The organism is Curtobacterium sp. VKM Ac-2887, from assembly GCF_015350935.1.
In the GTDB taxonomy this organism is placed as follows: Bacteria; Actinomycetota; Actinomycetes; order Actinomycetales; family Microbacteriaceae; genus Curtobacterium.
In genome coordinates this window covers 19,278-38,713 of record NZ_JADKSB010000011.1, presented here as the reverse complement: position 1 = coordinate 38,713, position 19,436 = coordinate 19,278, and the positions used below count along the sequence as shown (strand labels likewise).

At 70.7% G+C, this 19,436-nt stretch carries 19 protein-coding genes; 9 read left to right on the top strand and 10 right to left on the bottom strand.

Annotated elements, in window-relative coordinates:
* Positions 1 to 124 precede the first annotated feature (124 nt).
* Both glpK and ITJ69_RS13575 read right to left on the bottom strand, forming a co-directional pair.
* Complete coding sequence (gene glpK / locus ITJ69_RS13580; RefSeq protein ID WP_111084025.1) at positions 125 to 1,636, bottom strand: glycerol kinase GlpK; 1,512 nt, start codon at positions 1,634 to 1,636, stop codon at positions 125 to 127.
* A gap of 102 nt (positions 1,637 to 1,738) precedes the next feature.
* On the bottom strand, positions 1,739 to 2,464 hold the full coding sequence (locus ITJ69_RS13575) for an MIP/aquaporin family protein (RefSeq protein ID WP_111084024.1): 726 nt from the start codon (positions 2,462 to 2,464) through the stop codon (positions 1,739 to 1,741).
* A 318-nt stretch (positions 2,465 to 2,782) separates the two neighbouring features.
* Here ITJ69_RS13575 and dhaK point away from each other — a divergent pair, with 318 nt between their 5' ends.
* The 3 genes from dhaK to dhaM all read left to right on the top strand — a co-directional run bounded on the left by dhaK (position 2,783) and on the right by dhaM (position 5,219).
* Positions 2,783 to 3,784 carry a dihydroxyacetone kinase subunit DhaK gene (gene dhaK / locus ITJ69_RS13570; protein WP_131880106.1) on the top strand — a complete coding sequence of 334 codons (1,002 nt, stop codon included), beginning with the start codon at positions 2,783 to 2,785 and terminating at the stop codon, positions 3,782 to 3,784.
* A gap of 74 nt (positions 3,785 to 3,858) precedes the next feature.
* Positions 3,859 to 4,500 carry a dihydroxyacetone kinase subunit DhaL gene (gene dhaL, locus ITJ69_RS13565; protein WP_131846799.1) on the top strand — a complete coding sequence of 214 codons (642 nt, stop codon included), beginning with the start codon at positions 3,859 to 3,861 and terminating at the stop codon, positions 4,498 to 4,500.
* Positions 4,497 to 5,219: a dihydroxyacetone kinase phosphoryl donor subunit DhaM gene (gene dhaM / locus ITJ69_RS13560; protein ID WP_194673010.1), complete on the top strand. Its 723-nt coding sequence runs from the start codon at positions 4,497 to 4,499 to the stop codon at positions 5,217 to 5,219. Before dhaL ends, dhaM begins: the two co-directional genes overlap by 4 nt.
* A 24-nt stretch (positions 5,220 to 5,243) precedes the next feature.
* Here dhaM and ITJ69_RS13555 read toward each other — a convergent pair whose 3' ends face one another.
* Entirely contained in the window at positions 5,244 to 5,885 is a 642-nt protein-coding gene (locus tag ITJ69_RS13555) for a TetR/AcrR family transcriptional regulator C-terminal domain-containing protein (protein WP_194673009.1), read from the bottom strand.
* Between the two features lie 55 nt (positions 5,886 to 5,940).
* On the opposite strand from ITJ69_RS13555, the gene ITJ69_RS13550 reads away from it, so the two are divergent.
* From ITJ69_RS13550 to ITJ69_RS13540, 3 genes are all read left to right on the top strand, one after another.
* On the top strand, positions 5,941 to 7,161 hold the full coding sequence (locus ITJ69_RS13550; RefSeq protein WP_194673008.1) for a beta-ketoacyl-[acyl-carrier-protein] synthase family protein: 1,221 nt from the start codon (positions 5,941 to 5,943) through the stop codon (positions 7,159 to 7,161).
* A 31-nt stretch (positions 7,162 to 7,192) separates the two neighbouring features.
* On the top strand, positions 7,193 to 9,103 hold the full coding sequence (locus tag ITJ69_RS13545) for an ABC transporter ATP-binding protein (RefSeq protein ID WP_194673007.1): 1,911 nt from the start codon (positions 7,193 to 7,195) through the stop codon (positions 9,101 to 9,103).
* Between the two features lie 98 nt (positions 9,104 to 9,201).
* Positions 9,202 to 10,548, top strand: a complete 1,347-nt coding sequence (locus tag ITJ69_RS13540) for a DUF1254 domain-containing protein (RefSeq protein ID WP_194673006.1) — start codon at positions 9,202 to 9,204, stop codon at positions 10,546 to 10,548.
* 52 nt (positions 10,549 to 10,600) lie between these two features.
* Here the strand turns inward: ITJ69_RS13540 and ITJ69_RS13535 are convergent, their stop codons facing one another.
* Entirely contained in the window at positions 10,601 to 11,437 is an 837-nt protein-coding gene (locus ITJ69_RS13535) for a helix-turn-helix domain-containing protein (RefSeq protein WP_194673005.1), read from the bottom strand.
* Between the two features lie 102 nt (positions 11,438 to 11,539).
* Between ITJ69_RS13535 and ITJ69_RS13530 the strand changes: the two genes are divergently transcribed.
* A complete protein-coding gene (locus ITJ69_RS13530) occupies positions 11,540 to 12,220 on the top strand; it encodes an SDR family NAD(P)-dependent oxidoreductase (protein WP_159571370.1) in 681 nt (226 codons plus the stop codon).
* 16 nt (positions 12,221 to 12,236) lie between these two features.
* On the opposite strand, the gene ITJ69_RS13525 is transcribed toward ITJ69_RS13530, so the two are convergent.
* Positions 12,237 to 12,686, bottom strand: a complete 450-nt coding sequence (locus ITJ69_RS13525) for a GNAT family N-acetyltransferase (RefSeq protein WP_159571367.1) — start codon at positions 12,684 to 12,686, stop codon at positions 12,237 to 12,239.
* Between the two features lie 91 nt (positions 12,687 to 12,777).
* Between ITJ69_RS13525 and ITJ69_RS13520 the strand changes: the two genes are divergently transcribed.
* Complete coding sequence (locus ITJ69_RS13520) at positions 12,778 to 13,809, top strand: alcohol dehydrogenase catalytic domain-containing protein (RefSeq protein WP_194673004.1); 1,032 nt, start codon at positions 12,778 to 12,780, stop codon at positions 13,807 to 13,809.
* A 13-nt stretch (positions 13,810 to 13,822) separates the two neighbouring features.
* Here ITJ69_RS13520 and ITJ69_RS13515 read toward each other — a convergent pair whose 3' ends face one another.
* The 3 genes from ITJ69_RS13515 to ITJ69_RS13505 all read right to left on the bottom strand — a co-directional run bounded on the left by ITJ69_RS13515 (position 13,823) and on the right by ITJ69_RS13505 (position 15,424).
* Complete coding sequence (locus ITJ69_RS13515) at positions 13,823 to 14,446, bottom strand: hypothetical protein (RefSeq protein WP_131920160.1); 624 nt, start codon at positions 14,444 to 14,446, stop codon at positions 13,823 to 13,825.
* A 76-nt stretch (positions 14,447 to 14,522) separates the two neighbouring features.
* A complete protein-coding gene (locus ITJ69_RS13510) occupies positions 14,523 to 15,095 on the bottom strand; it encodes a dihydrofolate reductase family protein (protein WP_228505698.1) in 573 nt (190 codons plus the stop codon).
* Positions 15,096 to 15,268: 173 nt separating this feature from the next.
* Entirely contained in the window at positions 15,269 to 15,424 is a 156-nt protein-coding gene (locus ITJ69_RS13505; protein WP_159571359.1) for a hypothetical protein, read from the bottom strand.
* A 95-nt stretch (positions 15,425 to 15,519) separates the two neighbouring features.
* Here ITJ69_RS13505 and ITJ69_RS13500 point away from each other — a divergent pair, with 95 nt between their 5' ends.
* Positions 15,520 to 16,419 carry a shikimate dehydrogenase gene (locus tag ITJ69_RS13500; RefSeq protein WP_194673002.1) on the top strand — a complete coding sequence of 300 codons (900 nt, stop codon included), beginning with the start codon at positions 15,520 to 15,522 and terminating at the stop codon, positions 16,417 to 16,419.
* Between the two features lie 93 nt (positions 16,420 to 16,512).
* On the opposite strand, the gene ITJ69_RS13495 is transcribed toward ITJ69_RS13500, so the two are convergent.
* Positions 16,513 to 16,779: a hypothetical protein gene (locus tag ITJ69_RS13495; protein ID WP_123294405.1), complete on the bottom strand. Its 267-nt coding sequence runs from the start codon at positions 16,777 to 16,779 to the stop codon at positions 16,513 to 16,515.
* A 119-nt stretch (positions 16,780 to 16,898) separates the two neighbouring features.
* Positions 16,899 to 19,292: an ATP-binding cassette domain-containing protein gene (locus tag ITJ69_RS13490; protein ID WP_194673001.1), complete on the bottom strand. Its 2,394-nt coding sequence runs from the start codon at positions 19,290 to 19,292 to the stop codon at positions 16,899 to 16,901.
* Positions 19,293 to 19,436 lie beyond the last annotated feature (144 nt).

Genomic DNA, 19,436 nt, shown 5'->3' with positions numbered 1-19,436 from the left:
GCCGACGCGGATGCCCCACTTGCCGGTCGCTTCGTCGAGCACGACGCGGAGCTGACCGTTGATAACCGGCACCGGGCCTCCCGTCGGTGCGTTCAGTACACGCGGTCAGCGTGGGCCTGCGTCGCTACTGGACGTCCTCGTCGACCCAGTCGAAGGTCTTCGTGACGGCCTTCTTCCAGAGACGGAGCGTGCGCTCGCGCTCCGCAGCGTCGAGCTGCGGCTCCCAGCGCTTGTCCTCCTGCCAGTTGGCACGGAGCTCGTCGAGGTTGGCCCAGAAGCCCACCGCGAGACCGGCCGCGTAGGCCGCGCCGAGCGCCGTCGTCTCGGCGACGACCGGACGCACCACCGGCACGTTGAGGATGTCGGCCTGGAACTGCATGAGCTCGTTGTTGGCGGTCATGCCGCCGTCGACCTTGAGCTCGGTCAGGTCCACGCCCGAGTCGGCGTTCACCGCGTCGAGGACCTCGCGGGTCTGCAGCGCCGTCGCCTCGAGGGCCGCACGTGCGATGTGGCCCTTGTTGACGTAGCGGGTCAGGCCGACGATGGCGCCGCGGGCATCAGGACGCCAGTACGGCGCGAAGAGCCCGGAGAACGCCGGCACGAAGTACACGCCGCCGTTGTCCTCGACGGTCTTGGCGAGGGCCTCGACCTCCGGGGCACTGCCGATCAGGCCGAGGTTGTCGCGGAGCCACTGGATGAGCGAACCCGTGACGGCGATCGAGCCCTCGAGTGCGTAGTGCGTCTCCTGGTCGCCGAGCTTGTAGCCGACGGTGGTGAGCAGGCCGTTCTCGGAGCGGACGATCTCGGTACCGGTGTTGAAGATGAGGAAGTTGCCGGTGCCGTAGGTGTTCTTCGACTCGCCCTGGTCGAACGCCGCCTGGCCGAAGGTCGCGGCCTGCTGGTCGCCGAGGATGCCCGCGATCGGGACCTCGCGGAGCAGGTTGGACGACTCGACGTGGCCGTAGACCTCGGAGGAGCTGACGATCTCGGGGAGCATCGACTTCGGCACACCGAAGTCGGCGAGGATGTCGTCGCGCCACTGGAGCGTCTCGAGGTCCATGAACAGCGTGCGGGACGCGTTCGTGACGTCGGTCTTGTGGACGCCGCCGTCGACGCCACCGGTCAGGTTCCAGAGGACCCAGGTGTCGGTGGTGCCGAAGAGCAGGTCCCCGGCCTCGGCCTTCTCACGCGCACCCTCGACGTTCTCGAGGATCCACATGATCTTGGTGCCGGCGAAGTACGTCGCGAGCGGGAGGCCGACGATGGCCTTGTAGCGGTCGGTGTCGCCGTCGGCGAGCTTGTCGACGATCGACTGCGTGCGGGTGTCCTGCCAGACGATCGCGTTGTAGATCGGCTTGCCGGTCGTCTTGTCCCAGACGACGGCGGTCTCGCGCTGGTTGGTGATGCCCACGGCGGCGACGTCGTGACGCGTGATGTCGGCACGCGACAGTGCCTGACCGATCACCTCGCGGGTGTTGTCCCAGATCTCGGCGGGGTCGTGCTCGACCCACCCGGCGCGCGGGAAGATCTGCTCGTGCTCCTTCTGCCCGGTCGAGATGATCGAGCCGGAGTGATCGAAGACGATCGCTCGGGTGGAGGTCGTGCCCTGGTCGATGGCGACGATGTAGTCGGCCATTGGTGCTCCTTACGGGTGTTCGGCCGGTGTCCGGCGGTGGTGGGGTGCGAGCCCGTGCGGGGGCTCGCGATCGCGGGCCGCCCCCCCCGGGGTTGGGTTGGTTCAGCTGACGACGGGCAGCAGGGCGTAGGACAGCCCGGCAGCGATGGCGCCACCGATCAGCGGTCCGACGACGGGCACCCAGGCGTACGACCAGTCACTCGAGCCCTTGCCCTTGATGGGCAGGAAGGCGTGCGCGAGGCGCGGGCCGAGGTCACGGGCCGGGTTGATGGCGTAGCCGGTCGGGCCACCGAGGCTGACACCGATCGCGATCACGAGGAAGGCGACGGGGATCGCGCCGAGCTGCGCCGGGGTCTGGCCGTTGGTGAAGGCGATGACGACGAACACCAGCACGAAGGTGCCGATGATCTCGGTCACGAGGTTCCAGCCGTACGACCGGATCGCCGGGCCGGTGGAGAAGACGCCGAGCTTGGCGGCGGGGTCGGGCTCCTCGTCGAAGTGCTGCTTGTAGGCGAGCCAGACGATGACGGCCCCGATGACCGCACCGATGAGCTGGGCGAGCCAGAACAGGAGCATCGCGCCGACGGTGATGTTGCCGAGGATGGCCTGGGCGAGGCTGACGGCCGGGTTGAGCTGGCCGCCCGACTTGTAGGACACGGTCACACCGGCGAAGACCGCGAAGCCCCAACCGATCGTGACCATGAGGAAGCCGGCCCCGAAGCCCTTCGACTTCGAGAGGGAGACGGCGGCGACGACACCGCCACCCAGGATGATGAGCATCGCTGTACCGACGAGCTCGGACAGGAACTTGACGCCGATGTCGTCCATCGGTGACCTCCAGTGCGTGAGGTGGGGGTCCGGTGGTGCTGCGCCGCACTCCCCGTTGAGTGATTGAGGCCGAGCCTAGTGACGCGGCGAACGACGCGGCGATGAATTCCTGAGGGAAGTCCGGGATCGTGCACGAACGTGCAACCGGCATGCGCTGCGGGGGATCGCGAGCCGGTGACGCGTCCCCGTCGCACTGCACGAACGTGCAGACCGGACGAACGAGCGCCCGGGCGTCGGATGTAGATTGGGCGCACTCCGGTCGACGACGGCGGTGTGCAGTTCGCCTCGGCTCGGCCCCGTACCCGTGGAGGCACGCGCATGAAGAAGCTCATCAACGACCCGCAGGCCGTGGTCGACGAGACCGTCCGGGGATTCGCCCGGGCACACGCCGGACACGTCGTCCTGGTCGAGGACCCGATCCACCTGCACCGCGCCGACGCACCCGTCGCCGGCAAGGTCGGCATCGTCAGTGGCGGCGGCAGCGGACACGAGCCGCTGCACGCGGGCTTCGTCGGGTACGGCATGCTCGACGCCGCCGTCCCGGGCCCCGTGTTCACGAGTCCCACCCCCGACCCGATCGTCGCGGCCACCAAGGCCGTCGACGGCGGCGCGGGCGTCCTGCACATCGTGAAGAACTACACCGGCGACGTCCTGAACTTCGAGACCGCCGCCGAGCTCGCCGAGATGGACGACATCCGCGTCGAGGCCGTCGTGGTCGACGACGACGTCGCCGTGCAGGACTCGCTCTACACCGCCGGTCGCCGCGGCGTGGCCGGCACCGTGGTCGTCGAGAAGTGCGCCGGTGCCGCGGCCGAGCGCGGTGACGACCTCGACGCCGTCGCCGCGATCGCCCGCCACGTCAACGACGTCACGCGGTCGATGGGCCTGGCCCTGGCGTCCGGCACCGTGCCGCACGCGGGGGAGCCGTCCTTCACGCTCGCCGACGACGAGGTCGAACTCGGCATCGGCATCCACGGCGAGCCCGGGCGCGAGCGCATCCCGATGGCACCGGCCGACCAGCTCGTCGACCGTGTGCTCGAACCGATCCTGACCGACCTCGACGCCCCGGCCGGCTCGAAGCTGCTCCTGCTCGTCAACGGCATGGGCGGCACCCCGCTGTCCGAGCTGTACATCGCCTACCGCCGCGCCGCCGAGGTGCTGACGGACCGCGGGTACGACGTCACGCGTAGTTTGGTCGGCGACTACGTCACGTCCCTCGAGATGCAGGGGTTCTCGCTCACCGTCACGGTGCTCGACGAGGAACTCACGGCACTCTGGGACGCACCGGTGGAGACCCCGGCACTGCGCTGGGGCCGCTGAGCGGCCGAGTACGGCCGCTCGACCACCGACCACGACACCGAGCCCACCGGGCCGGAAACACGAAGGGAACCGCATTGGCGCTCGACACCGCATGGGCCATCGACTGGGTCCGTCGCACCGCTGCGACGATCGACGAACACCGGGCAGAGCTCGTCACGCTCGACCGCGAGATCGGTGACGGGGACCACGGCGAGAACCTCGACCGCGGTTTCCGCGCCGTGCTCGAGGCCGTCGACGGCGGGTCCTTCGACACGCCCGGCGCCGTGCTGAAGACGGTCGCGACGAAGCTCATCTCGACCGTCGGCGGCGCCGCCGGCCCGCTGTTCGGCACCGCGTACCTGAAGGCAGCCCAGGCCGCGGGCGACGCGACCGAGCTCGACGCCGACACGCTCGTCGCCGTGCTCGCCGCAGCCCGCGACGGCGTGGTCTCGCGCGGCAAGGCCGCCGTCGGCGACAAGACGATGGTGGACGCCTGGACCCCCGCGGTCGACGCCGCCACCGCTGCCGCCGCCGCCGGTGACGACCCGGCAGCGGTGCTCGCCGCCGCGGCCGACGCCGCCGCCTCGGGCGCCGAGGCCACCGAACCGCTCGTCGCCCACAAGGGGCGTGCGAGCTACCTCGGCGAACGCGCCGTCGGGCACCGCGATCCGGGTGCACAGTCGACGGCGTACATCCTGCGCGCCGCGGTGGACGCGACGACGGGCTCCGCCGCGTGACCGTCGGCATCCTGATCGTCTCGCACAGCGCCGCGATCGCCTCCGGCACCGTCGAACTCGCCCGACAGATGGCGGCCGACGTACCGCTCGTCGCGGCCGGCGGGACCGACGACGGCGGCATCGGCACGTCGTTCGAGGCGATCACCGCCGGCATCGAGGAGCTCTCGGACGCCGAAGCCGTCGTGGTCCTGTGCGACCTCGGTTCGGCCTACCTGACCACCGACACGGCGCTCGACTTCCTCGACGACGACGTCCGCGCACGCGTGCACGTCTCGCAGGCGCCCCTCGTCGAGGGCGCGGTCGCCGCGGCCGTCGCGGCCCAGACGGGTGGTGACGCCGAGGCAGTGCTCGCTGCTGCGGCGTCCGCCGCAGGCTCCGCGGACGACGCGAGCAGCGCCTCCCGTCCGTCCGGTGACCAGCCGGGAGGCCCGGGGCCGGGTGGCGGGGCGGCCAGCGTCGACGACGTGGCCGCGTCCGAGAGCGTCGAACTGGTAAACGAGACCGGCCTGCACGCCCGTCCCGCGGCGGAGTTCGTGAAGACGGCAGCCAAGTACGACGCAGCGGTGCGCGTGAACGGCGTGGACGCGAAGAGCCTGCTGGCGATCATGGCGTTGGCGCTGCCGAAGGGTGCCACCGTGTCGATCGAGGCGAGCGGGACCGATGCGCAGGTCGCGGTCGACGCGCTGGTGGAGCTGGTGCGGAGCGGCTTCGGCGAGTAGCCCTCGCCGGTCGTCGTCCCGGGCTCAGCGGATGGACACCGTGCCGGCCAGGTCGAGGTCCGACGGCCCGCCGGTGACACCCGCGTCGGCCAGGAGCGTCGCGCCGAACACCGCGCTCCAGAACGTCCGGGCATCACGGCCGACACCACTCGGACTCGTCCAGCCGTGCTCGGCGACGACGCGCTCGAGGTAGCGCTCCGACTGCCGGAACAGGACCGCGAGCAGGAGTCGCACGCGCTCGCGCTGGGCGTCGTCGTCACCGGCGGCGGCCAGCGCGCGCACGACGAGGAGTGTCGACGGCATGGCGAGCGCGGTGCGTGCGAGCACCTGACGGAACGCGTCGGCGGACCCGGCGCGCCGACCGGCTACCTGCAGGCGCGTGGTGTCGCGGAGGAAGAGCGCGAAGGCGGCGTCGAGGACGAGGCGGTCCTTCGAGCCGTAGTGGTGCGTGATCTGGTTCGGGTAGACCCCGGCCGCACGGGCGATCTCGCTGACGGTGACGGCGTGGCGTGCGGTGCTCGCTCCGGCGGCGTCGCCGGCGCGTGCGGTGCTCGCTCCGCCCGCGCCACCGGGTGCCCCTGCACTGAGGAGTCCGGCGGTCGCGGCGAGGATCCTCGCGCGGGTCGCTGCGCCGCGGGTGGTCCCGGCGCCGTCGGTGGTTGCCATCTCTGAATTGTACGTGGTACAACTCCACTTGTTCAACGTACAAGAAGGAGCACTCGTGGACATCTCCATCACCGGCTACGGCGCGGTCTCACCGTTCGGCCACGGCGTCGCGCCGCTGTGGGACGCCCTGGTCGCCGGACGCTCCGGCGTGCACGAGCTGCACCGCGACGGGCAGCTCTGGGAACGGGTGCCGATCATGGTCGGCGCCGACGCAGCACTCGACGCCGATTCCGCACTCGGTCGCGTCCGTGCGAACCGACTCGACCGCAGCCAGCAGCTCGCGCTCGTCGCCGCCGGCGAGGCCTGGGCCGACGCCGGCGCGCCCGCGGTGGACGGCGACCGCCTGGCCGTCGTCGTCGGGACCGGCATCGGGGGAGTGGAGACGTTGCTCGACGCGCACGACGTGCTCGGGACCTCGGGCGCTCGTCGAGTGTCGCCCCGGACCGTCCCGATGCTCATGGCCAACGGGGCCGCGGCGCAGATCAGCATCGCGTACGGCGCCCGCGCCGGTGCGTACACGACCGTCTCGGCGTGCGCGTCCGGTGCCGAGGCGATCGCGACGGCCGCGCGGCTCATCGTCACCGGGGAGGCCGACGTCGTCATCGCGGGCGGCACCGAAGCGGCGGTCACCCCGGTCACCATGGCCTCGTTCGCGCAGTCCCAGGCCCTCGCGAAGCCCGACGGTGACGACCCCGCCACGTTGTCGCGACCGTTCGACGCCGACCGCCGCGGGTTCGTGCTCGGCGAGGGTGCCGGGTTCGTCGTCCTGGAACGGGCCTCGCACGCCGCCGCCCGCGCACAGCGGTCGCACGGGACGCTCGCCGGGTGGGGGATCACGTCGGACGCGTTCCACATCACCGCCCCGCTCGGGGACGGCAGCGAGCAAGAGCGCGCGATGACGGCGGCGATCCGGATGGCCGGGCTCACCGGTGCGGACATCGACCACATCAACGCGCACGCGACCGGGACCCCGGTCGGGGACGTCGGTGAGGCAGCGGCGATCGGTCGTGCTGTCGGGACCGGTGCGCTCGTCACCGCGCCGAAGAGCGCCATCGGGCACATGTTCGGCGCGGCGGGAGCAGTCGAGGCGATCCTGACGGTCCGGGCACTCGAGACCGGGCTCGTGCCGCCGACGCTGAACCTGCAGCGCCAGGACCCGGCGATCGACCTGGACGTGGTGGCGGGGACGGCTCGGACCGCGACCATGCGTGCGGCGCTGAACAACTCGTTCGGGTTCGGTGGGCAGAACGCCTCGTTGGTGTTCACCGCGGTCTGAGGGGCACGGGGACCGACGTATCCTGACTGCCATGAGCATGGAAGGCGTGGCCTGGAGCTCGCTGTACAAGATCTCGACCGCCAAGGACGGCAAGCACGGCATCTCGCGCGAGTCGGTGCGGCGGATCATGACGTTCGCAGTGCCCTACCGGGCCAAGCTGGTGGTCTTCATCGTCCTCTCCGTCGTGGGCGCGGTGCTCGCGGTCGCGACACCGGTGCTCGCCGGCCGGGTGGTCGACGTCATCGTCGCCCGGGGCGCGCTCAGCACGATCACCTGGCTCGCGGTCGTCATCGCCCTGGTCGCCGTGGGCGACGCAGGCGTGTCGCTCGCCACGCGCTGGTTCTCGGCACGCATCGGCGAAGGCGTGATCCTGGACCTCCGGACCGCCGTCTTTAACCACGTGCAGAAGATGCCGATCGCCTTCTTCACCCGCACACGCACGGGTGCCCTCGTCAGCCGCCTCAACAACGACGTGATCGGCGCGCAGCAGGCCTTCAGCGGCACGCTGTCCGGCGTGGTCACGAACCTCGTGGCGCTGATCCTTACCCTGACCGTCATGCTCAGCACGTCCTGGCTCGTGACGGTCCTGGCGATCGTGATGCTCCCGATCTTCCTCGTGCCCGCGCGGCGCATGGGCAGCCGCCTCGCCGCGCTGCGTCGCGAGGCCGCCGACCACAACGCCGCCATGAGCACGCAGATGACCGAGCGCTTCTCCGCGCCCGGCGCCACCCTCGTGAAGCTGTTCGGCCGGCCCGACGAGGAAGCCGAGGAGTTCCGGGTGCGCGCCGCCCGCGTCCGCGACATCGGGGTGCGGAGTGCCCTGCTGCAGTTCGTCTTCGTGACCGCCCTCACCCTGGTCTCCGCGCTCGCCCTCGCGCTCGTCTACGGGGTCGGCGGCGCCCTCGCACTCGGTGGCCAGCTGAACACGGGCGACGTGGTGACGCTGGCCCTCCTGCTCACCCGCCTGTACGCGCCACTGACCAGCCTCGCGAACGCCCGGGTCGAGATCATGAGCGCGGTGGTCAGCTTCGAGCGCGTCTTCGAGGTCCTCGACCTCGAACCGCTCATCCAGGAGAAGCCCGACGCCGGCACCGTCCCCGACGGCCCGGTGGCGGTCGAGTTCGACGACGTCCGCTTCGCCTACCCATCGGCGGACAAAGTCTCCCTCGCCTCGCTCGAGGAGGTCTCCACGCTGGACACCCGCGGCGGTGACGAGGTGTTGCACGGTGTCTCGTTCCGGATCGAGCCGGGGCAGACCGTCGCCCTCGTCGGCACCTCCGGGGCCGGCAAGTCCACGATCGCGCAGCTGCTCTCCCGCCTGTACGACGTCGACAGCGGCGCCGTACGACTCGCCGGGTCGGACGTCCGCGACGTCACGTTCGCCTCCATGCGACACACCATGGGGATGGTGACGCAGGACGGCCACCTGTTCCACGAGACCATCCGCTCCAACCTGCGCCTCGCACGGCCCGAGGCGACCGAGGACGAAGTGTGGGACGCCGTCCGGCGCGCGCGGCTCGAACCGCTCATCCGCTCCCTGCCGGACCAGCTGGACACGATGGTCGGCGAGCGCGGCTACCGGCTGTCCGGCGGCGAGCGCCAGCGGATGACCATCGCCAGGCTCCTGCTCGCCCAGCCGCGCGTCGTCATCCTCGACGAGGCCACCGCCGCGCTGGACTCGACGTCCGAGGCGGCCGTGCAGGCTGCGCTCAGCGAGGCACTCGAGGGGCGGACGGCGATGGTGATCGCCCACCGGTTGTCGACCATCCGCAGCGCGGACCTGATCCTGGTGGTCGAGGACGGTTCGATCGTCGAGCGTGGGACCCACGAGGAACTGCTGGCCGTGGGCGGACGGTACGAGGAGTTGCACCGGACCCAGTTCGCGGTGCAGAAGGACGTCGCGGCGGACGAGGAAGCGCTGAGCCCGAGCTCGTCGCAGTGAGGCACGAGCTCTGATCGGGGGATGCCGGAAGTCGCATCGCGGCCTGCTCACCCGTTCGGGGTGAAGCCGCTGGCGGCGGTTCGGGGTGGGATCGCTGCATGACCGACACAGCAGTGAGCAGCGATGCCGACCGAGCACTCCTGACGAAGGCGTACCTGTACGGCTTCCCGCTGGTGTTCAACCTCGCGCAGGTCGCGCGGTACGTCGAGACCGGTGTCGGTGCGGTTCCTGCGGCACCGTGGAACTCCTTCGGACACGCCCGTACCCTCGCCGGGCCGGACGACACGTTCGTCACCATCAACAACGACACGTTGTACTCGATGGCCCAGATCGACCTCAGTGTCGGACCGGTCCGGTTGCGCGTGCCCGACACGGACGGGCGGTACTACGTGCTCCAGTTCGTGTCCGCGTGGACGGACAACTTCGCCTACGTCGGCCACCGTGCGACCGGCACCCAGGCCGCGGAGTTCCTCCTCGTGCCACCGACGTGGGACGACTCCGCACCGTCGGGCACGACCGTCATCCACTTCCCGACGACGGTGGCGTCCATCGTCGGCCGCTGGGCGGTGGGCAGCGACGACGACCTGCCCGCCGTGCACGCGCTCCAGGACGCGACGACGCTGACGCCGCTGGACGCCGCTGCCCGTCCGATCGGCCTCGCCGAACCGGACCCAGCCGTTCCCGAGGACCTGGTCTTCCTCGAGCAGTTCCGCGTCTGGTCCCAGCAGTTCCCGCCCGCGGCACGCGACCGCGAACTGCAGCGGTCGCTGGCGCCCGCTGGCACCACCGCGCCGACCACCCCGTACCTCGACCTGTCCGCCACCGCGCACGAGAGGCTCGCCGCCGGTCTCGACGCCGGACGAGCGGCGCTCGAGCACGCGCTCACCTCGGGTGCGAGCCCGCAGGTGAACGGCTGGAAGCTCACCCTGCACGCCTTCGACTACAACCTCGACTTCTTCGAGGTGGGTGCGCTCGACGACAACCGATTCACGATCACCGATCCGGAACTCCGCATCGTCGAACGCGCCGCAGCGGCACTCGTTGGTCTGTGGGGCAACCACGCGTACGAGGCGGCGTACATCATGACGTACGTCGACGACCAGGGTGAGCAGCTCACGGGTTCCCGGACCTACACGCTCCGTCTCGATCCGACCCCTCCCGTCAGCGGGTTCTGGTCGCTGACCATGTACTCCATGCCCGACTTCTACCTCGTCGCGAACCTCATCGACCGCTACTCGGTCGGCGACCGGACACCCGGCGTCGTCCGCGACCCGGACGGCGCACTCACGATCACGATCAGCCACGAGCGGCCAGCGGACCCGGACGCCAACTGGCTCCCGAGCCCCGCCGGGGACTTCCGCCCGATCCTCCGGATGTACGAACCGGACGACGCCGTCCTGAGCCGAGCGTGGACCGCTCCGGCAGTCGTTCGTTCGGACCACTAGCCAGGGGACCAGCCGCCGTCCGGGCGTCAGCGGTCGTGCTCGCCCATCGCGGTCACGGGGCTGCGGTGAACTGCTGCAGACCGGTGACGCGCAGCAGGTCGAGCTTCGCGGCGTCCTCGGTACCGGGGACCGCGGTGTAGACGACGATCCGCAGGTCGCCGCCCGGGACCGTCAGCACGTCGCAGTCGATCTCGATGGGTCCGACGGGCGTGCGCACCTGCTTGCGGCTCGCCCGGTGCTCGGCGATGCGACCGGTGTCCCAGCGGCGTTCGAACTCCGGCGAGTCCCGGCGGAGCCGCGCGACGAGCTCGGCCAGGTCGCGGTCGGCGGGGTAGCGGCCGGATGCCTGCCGGAGGTCCGCTGCGAGGTCGCTCGAGAACTCCTCCTGGTGCTCGTCGTCCCACTCGACACCGTCGTGGGCGTGCATGAAGTGCCGCCACACCAGGTTGCGCTCGATCCCGACCGCCCGGGACGGGTCACCGTTCAACGCAGCCCACAGGTCGTTCCACAGCACGATGTCGTGCGTCGCCGTGAACACCGCGATCGGGACGTCGCCGAGGCGGTCGACGAGCCGCTGCACCCCGGGGGTGATGTGCCGCGGGACGACCTGGAGCGACGGGGGAGCGACGCCGGCGACCCGGCACAGGTGGTCGCGCTCGGCCGTGGTGAGCCGGAGCGCCGTGGCGAGGGCGCCGAGGAGCTGCGGTGAGGGGTTCAGCGCGCGGCCCTGCTCGAGGCGGACGACGTAGTCGACGCTCACCCCGGCGAGCGCGGCGAGTTCCTCGCGTCGGAGACCCGGCGTGCGTCGGCCGGGCCCGGCCGGCAGGCCGACCTCTTCGGGACGGACGCGGTCGCGCCAGGAACGCAACACACTCGCGAACTCGCTCATGCCCACCATCCTGGCCCCGCGCCTCCTGTCCGTCCTGGTACTGCTGGTCCCACCGTCGCACGGTGCCTGGGGGAGTCAGCCGCTCGGGCGGAGAGTGGGGGCATGACAACGACACTCATCACCGGAGCCAACCGCAGCCTGGGGCTCGAGACCGTCCGCCGCCTGGTCGACGCGGGCCACACCGTGTACGCCGGCATGCGCGACCCCGCCACGGGCGACGAAGCACGCGCCCTCGGCGCCGAGGTCGTCCAGCTCGACGTGACCGACCAGGACAGCATCGACGCCGCGATCGCGACCATCCCCGTCCTCGACGTGCTCGTGAACAACGCCGGCATCCTCGGGACGTCGTTCGGCGTCGACGACCTCGACGCCGCGGCCATGTCCGCCGTGCTCGACACCAACGTCACCGGCATCGTCCGGGTCACGCAGGCGGCGCTCCCGCTCCTGCGGGCGTCCGACCACCCCGTCATCGTGAACGTCGCCTCGGGCGTCGGGTTCGCCCGGTGGTTGACGACCCCGGGCCACGACGAGTACGCGGTGCCGGCGGTGCCCTACGCCGCGTCGAAGGCCGCGGTGATCGCGTTGACCGTGCAGTACGCGAAGAACCTGCCGGGGTTCCGCGTCAACGTCAGCGACCCCGGGTACACCGCCACCGAGTTCAACGGGTTCGGCGGGCACCAGACGATCACCGAGGGCACGGACGCGACCGTCGCGCTCGCCACCGTCGGGCCGGACGGGCCCACGGGAGAGTTCCACAACCGGGACGGCCGCATCGAGTACTGAGGTCACGGCGTCCGGTTCAGTCGTGCACGTCGGCGCCGAACCCCGGCCCGGGGCGCATCATCCAGCCTTCCGGGTCGGGGAGCGGACGGAACCCGAACCGCTCGTACAGTGCCTGCGCATCCGCGGTGAACAGGGCGAACCGCTTCAACCCGAGTTGCTCGATCGCCTCGGTCACGCCCTGCACGAGGGCGATGCCGACACCACGGCCACGAGCGTCCGGATCGACGAACACGTCGGCCAGCCAGCCGAACGTCACCCCGTCGGTGATCACCCTGGCGTACCCGAGCTGCGCACCCGTCGCGCTGTCGTAGATGCCGAAGTTCCGGGACCCGGCGATGATCGCGTCCTGGGTGGCACGACTGCGACCCCGTGCCCAGTACGACTGCTCGCTGAGCCAGCGGTGCACGCGGTCGACGTCGAGGTCGGCGGGGTCGGCGGAGAAGTGCAGTGCGGTCGGTTCGTCCATGGGACCAGTGAACCGGCGGTCGCCATCGGCGGGCAACGGCCAATCCGTCGCCTGTGGACAACGCGGCACCACCGTCTGGGACGATGGCGGGATGCGCGCAGTCCAGTACGACCAGTTCGGATCCGCCCCGTCGATCGTCGACCTGCCCGATCCGGTGGCACCGGACCGCGGTGTCGTCGTCCGGGTCGCGGCCACCGGGGTGTGCCGCAGTGACTGGCACGCCTGGAAGGGGCACGACGACTCCGTCTCGCTGCCGCACGTCCCCGGGCACGAGTTCGCCGGTGTCGTCACGTCCGTCGGGGACGCGGTGACCCGGGTGTCGGTCGGTGACCGGGTGACCGCACCCTTCGTGTTCGCCTGCGGGACGTGCCCGGAGTGCGTCGACGGCGCCACCCAGGTGTGCACGCGCCAGCAGCAACCCGGGTTCACGCTGCCCGGTTCCCACGCCGAGTCGGTCGTCATCCCGCACGCCGACGTCAACGTGGTCGCGCTCCCGGACGCCGTGGGCTTCGCCGAGGCCGCAGCACTCGGGTGCCGGTTCGGGACGGCGTACCACGCCCTGCACGCCCGAGGTCGGGTCGCAGCAGGGGAGTGGGTGGTCGTGTTCGGCTGCGGCGGCGTCGGCCTGTCGACGATCATCGTCGCGGTCGCGGCGGGCGCACAGGTCGTCGCGGTGGACGTCTCGTCGGCGGCGCTCGAACGTGCCGCGGCACTCGGTGCCGTCACCGTGCCGACGGACGACGGAGCCGTCGCCGCAGTCCGCGCTCGCACCGACGGCGGCGCGCACGTCTCGATCGACGCGTTCGGCAGCCGAGCGACCTCCGTCGCAGCGGTCGCCTCCCTGCGCCCTCGGGGACGCCACGTGCAGGTCGGCCTGCTGCTCGACGACGAGGCCGAGCCGGTGATCCCGATGGGCCGCGTCATCGCTGACGAGCTCGAACTGCTCGGCAGCCACGGGATCTCCGTGGGGGAGTACGCGGCGATGCTCGCCGACGTCGTCACCGGGCGACTGCGTCCGGACGACTCGATCGGTCGGACGATCGGTTTCGACGATCTGCCCGGGGCGATCGTCGCCATGGACCGTCCCGCCACGTCGACCGGGATGACGGTCGCCGTCTTCTGACCGCCGCGGTCTCCTAGGCGTCTGCGCTGACGCGGAGCAGCTGCACGGTGGCGTACCGGACGGCGTCCGATGCCTCGCGCAGAGCGTGGTCGAGCTGCATCGCGATCTGCTCGTCCGTCCACGGCACGCCGACCTCGATCGCGTCGAGCGGGTGTACGGGCCGTTCCGGTCGGTTCGCCCAGTCCGCCAACGTGGTGCGATCTTCGATCGTCGGGACCCCCAGCGCAGCGTCAGGGGCCTGGTGGGCACGATGCGCCTCGGCGACCACGGAGTCGATGTCGGTCGGGGGAGTCAACCCCGACACCCGGTAGCGGTCCGCGACCTCGTGCCACCACTTCGTCGCCTGCCGCAGGTGCCCCTCGGCTCGCTGGACCATCTGATCAGCGATGTCCGCCTCGTGCTCGGCGTCGCTCTCGGCCGTCAGGAAAGCGTCCGAGTACCCGAGGACCCCCACGAGGTCCTCGGCTTCGGACCGGAGCAGGGGACGTGCGCCGTCCTCGACCGACTCCACGGTCGCGGCGTCCCAGTGCCAGCCGCGCAGCCGCATCCGGAACGCCAGGTCGTCCTGATCAGAGCCGGCCAGTCGTTCGCGGACGCCCCGGAGGTTCCGGCCGATCTGGGCATCGCTGAGGCTCATGGTGGAGACGCTACGCACGAGACCCCGTCAGTGTCCGAGCGGCTCGACGCTCAGACGACGTCGCCGTCTGAACTGCTCAGCGCTTCGGTCGGTAGACCAGCCCGAGCGCGCCGCCTGCGAAGGCTCGAGAACTGATCAGTTCGAGATCCAGCTCGCCCGTCAGAGCGGCGAACACGCCATCGCCTGACCCGAGCGCAACAGGCAGGACTGCCAGCCGGTACTCATCGACCAGACCGGCCCGGACCAGGCTGCGACCGAACTCCGTCCCGCCCTGCGCGAGGACGTACCCACCCGACTCCTGCTTCAGCGCCGTCACCTCGGCTTCGAGCGGTCCGGCGGCGACGCGTGCACCCGTCCAGGTCGACGCCGCGGGGGACTCGGGGTCGGTGACTGCCAGTGTTCGCGGATCGAAGTCTCGCTGCGTGGTGAAGACGACCTTGGGGATCCGGTTCATCGGTTCGGCGATCGGCCCGGGTGCCGTCGGCCAGAAACCTGAGATGGACTCGAAGGTCTTGCGGCCGAAGGCGTGCACGCCCGCACCAGCGACGACGTCGAGCACCCAGGCCATCGAGTCCGGACTCCCGCCGCGGAACATCCAGTCCGACTCAGCTCGGGGAGCGGCCACGAAGCCGTCCAACGACATCGACATCTTCAGGACGAGTTCACGCACGGGGAGCCCCTGTCCGGATCTGAATTGACATAATATGCATTATCGGCGCACAGGTACGAGCGGCACCAGAGCGTTTCGTGAGCAGAAAAGGTCGGGTCCCACTCTCGGACCCGACCTTTCCTGCTCACGAAGCACATCGCCGGGCGACAGCGTTAGTCGACGGGCTTCGTCGGGACGTCGTCGGCGTCGATCTCGAGCGCCGCCGGTTCACCGCCCTGTTCCTCCAGGTTCTCCTGGTCGGTGTCCGGCTGCTCCGGTGTCTCGCTCTGGGTGGTCTCTTCGGCTGGGTCTGGCTGGCTGTAGCTCATGCGCCGGACGGTACGCCGAACGCGCTGAGGACGCATCGGGACTCCGTGCACGGCGCGCTACTGTCGGATGGCCGGTCGACGCCACGGGAGGAACGATGCCGCACACGCTCGTCGGGCTGATCGGCGCCGGACTGCAGCGGTCGCTGACTTCCCTGATGCACGAGGCGGAAGGCCGGCTGCTCGGACTCGACTACGAGTACCGTCTGCTCGACCTCGACGTGGTGGGCCGGACTGCGGCCGATCTGCCGGAACTGCTCGCCACCGCCGAGGCCGAGGGGTACCGCGCGGTCAACGTCACGCACCCCTGCAAGCAGGCCGTCGTCCCGTTGCTCGATGCGCTCGACCCACGGGCTGCCCGGATCGGTGCGGTCAACCTCGTGCTGTTCCGCGACGGCCGCCGCATCGGGTACAACACCGACGAGACCGGCTTCCGGATCGCCGTGGAACGCGGTCTCGGCTCGGTCGCCGGGCAGCACGTCGTGCAGTTCGGTGCCGGTGGTGCCGGCTCGGCGATCGCCCACGCGCTCGTCGGACTCGGTGCCCGGCGGCTCGACGTCGTCGATGCGGACGTCGGCCGCGCGGAGGCCCTCGTCGCGACGCTCGAGCCACCCATCGACTCCCCCGTCGACGCCCGTGTCCTGGCGATGACCGATGCCGCCGAGGTGCTCGCGACGGCGGACGGAGCCGTCAACGCGACACCGCTCGGCATGAACGGCGACCCGCGACAGGCCTTCGACCCCGCGCTGCTCCCCCGAGGCGCCTGGGTCTCCGACGCCGTCTACTTCCCGCTCGAGACGCCGCTCGTCCGGTCGGCACGTGCGGCCGGATGCCGGGTGGTCGACGGTGGCTGGATGGCCGTCGGGCAGGCGGTCGCGAGCCTCCGACACATCACCGGGCTCGAGCCCGACCTCGACCGCGTGCGCGCTGCCTTCACCAGGTTCCTCGCCGAAGGGCGAACCGCCGGTGACCGGACCGGACGCGAAGCCATCGGGTGAGCAGAAGAGGTCGAGTCCGGATGACGGACTCGACCTCTTCTGCTCACGATGCACGCCCGCGGACGCACCGAGTGCGCCCGCGAACGGGCTCCATCACGACTGGGTGAGGATGACCGCCGTCAGGATGTAGCCGACGATGCCGATGACGATCGCGACGGCCGACAGGATGATGCCGGCGAGGACGGTGCCGCGGCTGCCCCCACGCTTGCGCGCCAGGATGCCGAGCACGAGCCCGATGATGCCGGCGATGATGCCGATCAGGGCGATGAAGATGCCGCCGACGACGCCGACGATGCCGAGCACCAGGGAGACGACACCGAAGGTGTTGGACTGAGCGGGCGCGTTGCCGGGGTTGGACATGGGAGCTCCTTCGATCAGGACGCCGATCCAGGCCGGGTAGCCGATCGTGAGCGTCGATCAAACGCTATCCGAATCGCACCGGCAACGTTCAGGTTCCGCGCACGAACCTGTCCCCTGCTTCAGGCACTGACGTAGGTCGCCAGGTGCTGGCCGGTCAGTGTCGAGCGAGCGGCGACGAGGTCGGCGGGCGTGCCCTCGAACACGATCCGGCCGCCGTCGTGCCCCGCGCCGGGCCCGAGGTCGATGATCCAGTCGGCGTGCGCCATCACGGCCTGGTGGTGCTCGATCACCACGACGGTCTTGCCCGAGTCCACCAAGCGGTCGAGCAGCCCGAGCAACTGGGCGACGTCCGCCAGGTGCAGTCCGGTGGTCGGTTCGTCGAGCACGACGATGCCGCCACGCTCGCCGAGGTGGGTCGCCAGCTTGAGCCGCTGCCGTTCTCCGCCCGACAGCGTCGTGAGCGGCTGCCCGATGGTCAGGTACCCGAGTCCGACGTCGGCCAGGCGCGCCAGGATCGTGTGCGCAGCAGGCAGCGCGGCAGGACCATCGGCGAAGAACGCCACGGCCTCAGCGACGGACATGCCCAGGACCTGGCTGATGTCCTTGCCGCCGAGCTGGTAGCCGAGCACCGACTGGTCGAACCGCTTGCCGTCGCACTCCACGCACGGCGTGGCGATGCCCGCCATCATCCCGAGGTCGGTGTACACGACACCGGCGCCGTTGCACGCGGGACACGCACCTTCGGAGTTCGCGCTGAACAGCGCGGGCTTCACGCCGTTGGCCTTCGCGAACGCCTTGCGGATCGGTTCGAGCAGCCCGGTGTAGGTCGCCGGGTTGCTGCGCCGGGAGCCACGGATCCCGCTCTGGTCGATGGCGACGACACCCTCGCGATGCGCGAGCGACCCGTGGATCAGCGTGCTCTTGCCGGACCCGGCGACACCCGTCACGACGGTGAGCACCCCGGTGGGGACGTCCACGTCGACGTCGTGCAGGTTGTGCGCCGACGCACCGCGGATCGCGATCGCCCCGTCGGACCGGCGGACGGCGGTCTTCACCGAGACGCGGTCGTCCAGGTGCTGACCGGTGATGGTCCCGCTCCCCCGCAGGCCCTGCACCGGACCCTGGTAGCAGAGCGTCCCGCCGCCGGAGCCGGCGCCCGGGCCGAGGTCGACGACGTGGTCGGCGATCGCGATCACCTCAGGCTTGTGCTCGACCACGAGGACGGTGTTCCCCTTGTCGCGCAGCCGCAGCAGCAGGCCGTTCATCCGCTCGATGTCGTGCGGGTGCAGACCGGTGCTCGGCTCGTCGAAGACGTACGTGACGTCGCTGAGGGACGACCCGAGGTGCTTCACCATCTTGACCCGCTGCCCCTCTCCCCCGGACAGCGTGCCGGTCGGGCGGTCGAGCGAGAGGTAGCCGAGACCGATCTCGACGAAGGACTCGAGCAGGTCGCGGAGGCCGTCGAGCAGCGGCGCGACGCCGGGGTCGTCGATGGCCCGCAGCCACGGCACGACGTCGGTGATCTGCATCGAGCAGACGTCGGCGATGCTCTTCCCGTCGATCTTCGACGAGCGGGCGATGTCGTTCAGCCGGGTACCACCGCACGCCGGGCACGTCGTGAAGGTCACCGCACGGTCGACGAAGGCGCGGATGTGCGGCTGCATCGCCTCGCGGTCTTTCTGCAGCATCGAGCGGCGCACCCGGGGAACGAGCCCTTCGTACGTCATGTTGATGCCGGCGATCTTCTGCTTCGTGGGCTCGCGGTACAGGAAGTCGGCGCGCTCCTGCTCGGTGAAGTCGCGGATCGGGGTGTCCTTGTCGAAGTACCCGGACTCCGCGTACATCCGGACGTTCCACCCGTCGGTGCCGTAGCCGGGGATCGTGATCGCCCCGTCGCCGAGCGCCTTCGAGTCGTCGAACAGCTGCGTCAGGTCGATGTCGTTGACGAGTCCGCGCCCCTCGCAGTCGGCGCACATGCCACCGAGCCGGGTGAACGAGACCTTCTCGGCCTTGGCGTCCTTGCCCTTCTGCACGGTGATCGCTCCCCCGGCGGTGACCGTCGCCAGGTTGAACGAGAACGCGTTCGGGCCACCCACGTGCGGGTCGCCCAGACGGCTGAAGAGCACGCGCAGCATCGCGTTCGCATCGGTGGCGGTGCCGACGGTCGACCGCGGGTCGGCACCGATGCGCTCCTGGTCGACGACGATCGCGGTTGTCAGGCCGTCGAGCAGGTCAACGTCGGGTCGTGCGAGCGACGGCATGAAGCCCTGCACGAAGGCGCTGTACGTCTCGTTGATCATCCGCTGCGACTCGGCGGCGACGGTGCCGAACACGAGCGAGCTCTTGCCGGACCCGGACACACCGGTGAACACCGTGAGTCGACGCTTCGGCAGGTCGACGTCGATCCCCTGCAGGTTGTTGGCGCGGGCACCGCGCACGCGGATCCGGTCGTGGCCGTCAGCCGCGTGCACGCTCCGGCTCGGAACGCCGTCGTCGCCGGAACTGGTGTGCATGTCGATCAGCGTACCGACGGGTACCGACACCGACAAGACAACCCGGCACCGTGCGGTGGACGCACCCCACCACCGGACGGGAGGCACGGGTCACGCCCGCACCGTGCCTCCCGTCAGCACCGTGCGCACCTTCTCACCCCGTGC

Coding starts and splice junctions, on each gene's coding strand:
- glpK (WP_111084025.1), bottom strand. CDS start 1,636: ATGGCCGACTACATCGTCGCCATCGACCAGGGCACGACCTCCACCCGA.
- ITJ69_RS13575 (WP_111084024.1), bottom strand. CDS start 2,464: ATGGACGACATCGGCGTCAAGTTCCTGTCCGAGCTCGTCGGTACAGCG.
- dhaK (WP_131880106.1), top strand. CDS start 2,783: ATGAAGAAGCTCATCAACGACCCGCAGGCCGTGGTCGACGAGACCGTC.
- ITJ69_RS13555 (WP_194673009.1), bottom strand. CDS start 5,885: ATGGCAACCACCGACGGCGCCGGGACCACCCGCGGCGCAGCGACCCGC.
- ITJ69_RS13545 (WP_194673007.1), top strand. CDS start 7,193: ATGAGCATGGAAGGCGTGGCCTGGAGCTCGCTGTACAAGATCTCGACC.
- ITJ69_RS13540 (WP_194673006.1), top strand. CDS start 9,202: ATGACCGACACAGCAGTGAGCAGCGATGCCGACCGAGCACTCCTGACG.
- ITJ69_RS13535 (WP_194673005.1), bottom strand. CDS start 11,437: ATGAGCGAGTTCGCGAGTGTGTTGCGTTCCTGGCGCGACCGCGTCCGT.
- ITJ69_RS13530 (WP_159571370.1), top strand. CDS start 11,540: ATGACAACGACACTCATCACCGGAGCCAACCGCAGCCTGGGGCTCGAG.
- ITJ69_RS13525 (WP_159571367.1), bottom strand. CDS start 12,686: ATGGACGAACCGACCGCACTGCACTTCTCCGCCGACCCCGCCGACCTC.
- ITJ69_RS13520 (WP_194673004.1), top strand. CDS start 12,778: ATGCGCGCAGTCCAGTACGACCAGTTCGGATCCGCCCCGTCGATCGTC.
- ITJ69_RS13515 (WP_131920160.1), bottom strand. CDS start 14,446: ATGAGCCTCAGCGATGCCCAGATCGGCCGGAACCTCCGGGGCGTCCGC.
- ITJ69_RS13510 (WP_228505698.1), bottom strand. CDS start 15,095: ATGTCGATGTCGTTGGACGGCTTCGTGGCCGCTCCCCGAGCTGAGTCG.
- ITJ69_RS13505 (WP_159571359.1), bottom strand. CDS start 15,424: ATGAGCTACAGCCAGCCAGACCCAGCCGAAGAGACCACCCAGAGCGAG.
- ITJ69_RS13500 (WP_194673002.1), top strand. CDS start 15,520: ATGCCGCACACGCTCGTCGGGCTGATCGGCGCCGGACTGCAGCGGTCG.
- ITJ69_RS13495 (WP_123294405.1), bottom strand. CDS start 16,779: ATGTCCAACCCCGGCAACGCGCCCGCTCAGTCCAACACCTTCGGTGTC.
- ITJ69_RS13490 (WP_194673001.1), bottom strand. CDS start 19,292: ATGCACACCAGTTCCGGCGACGACGGCGTTCCGAGCCGGAGCGTGCAC.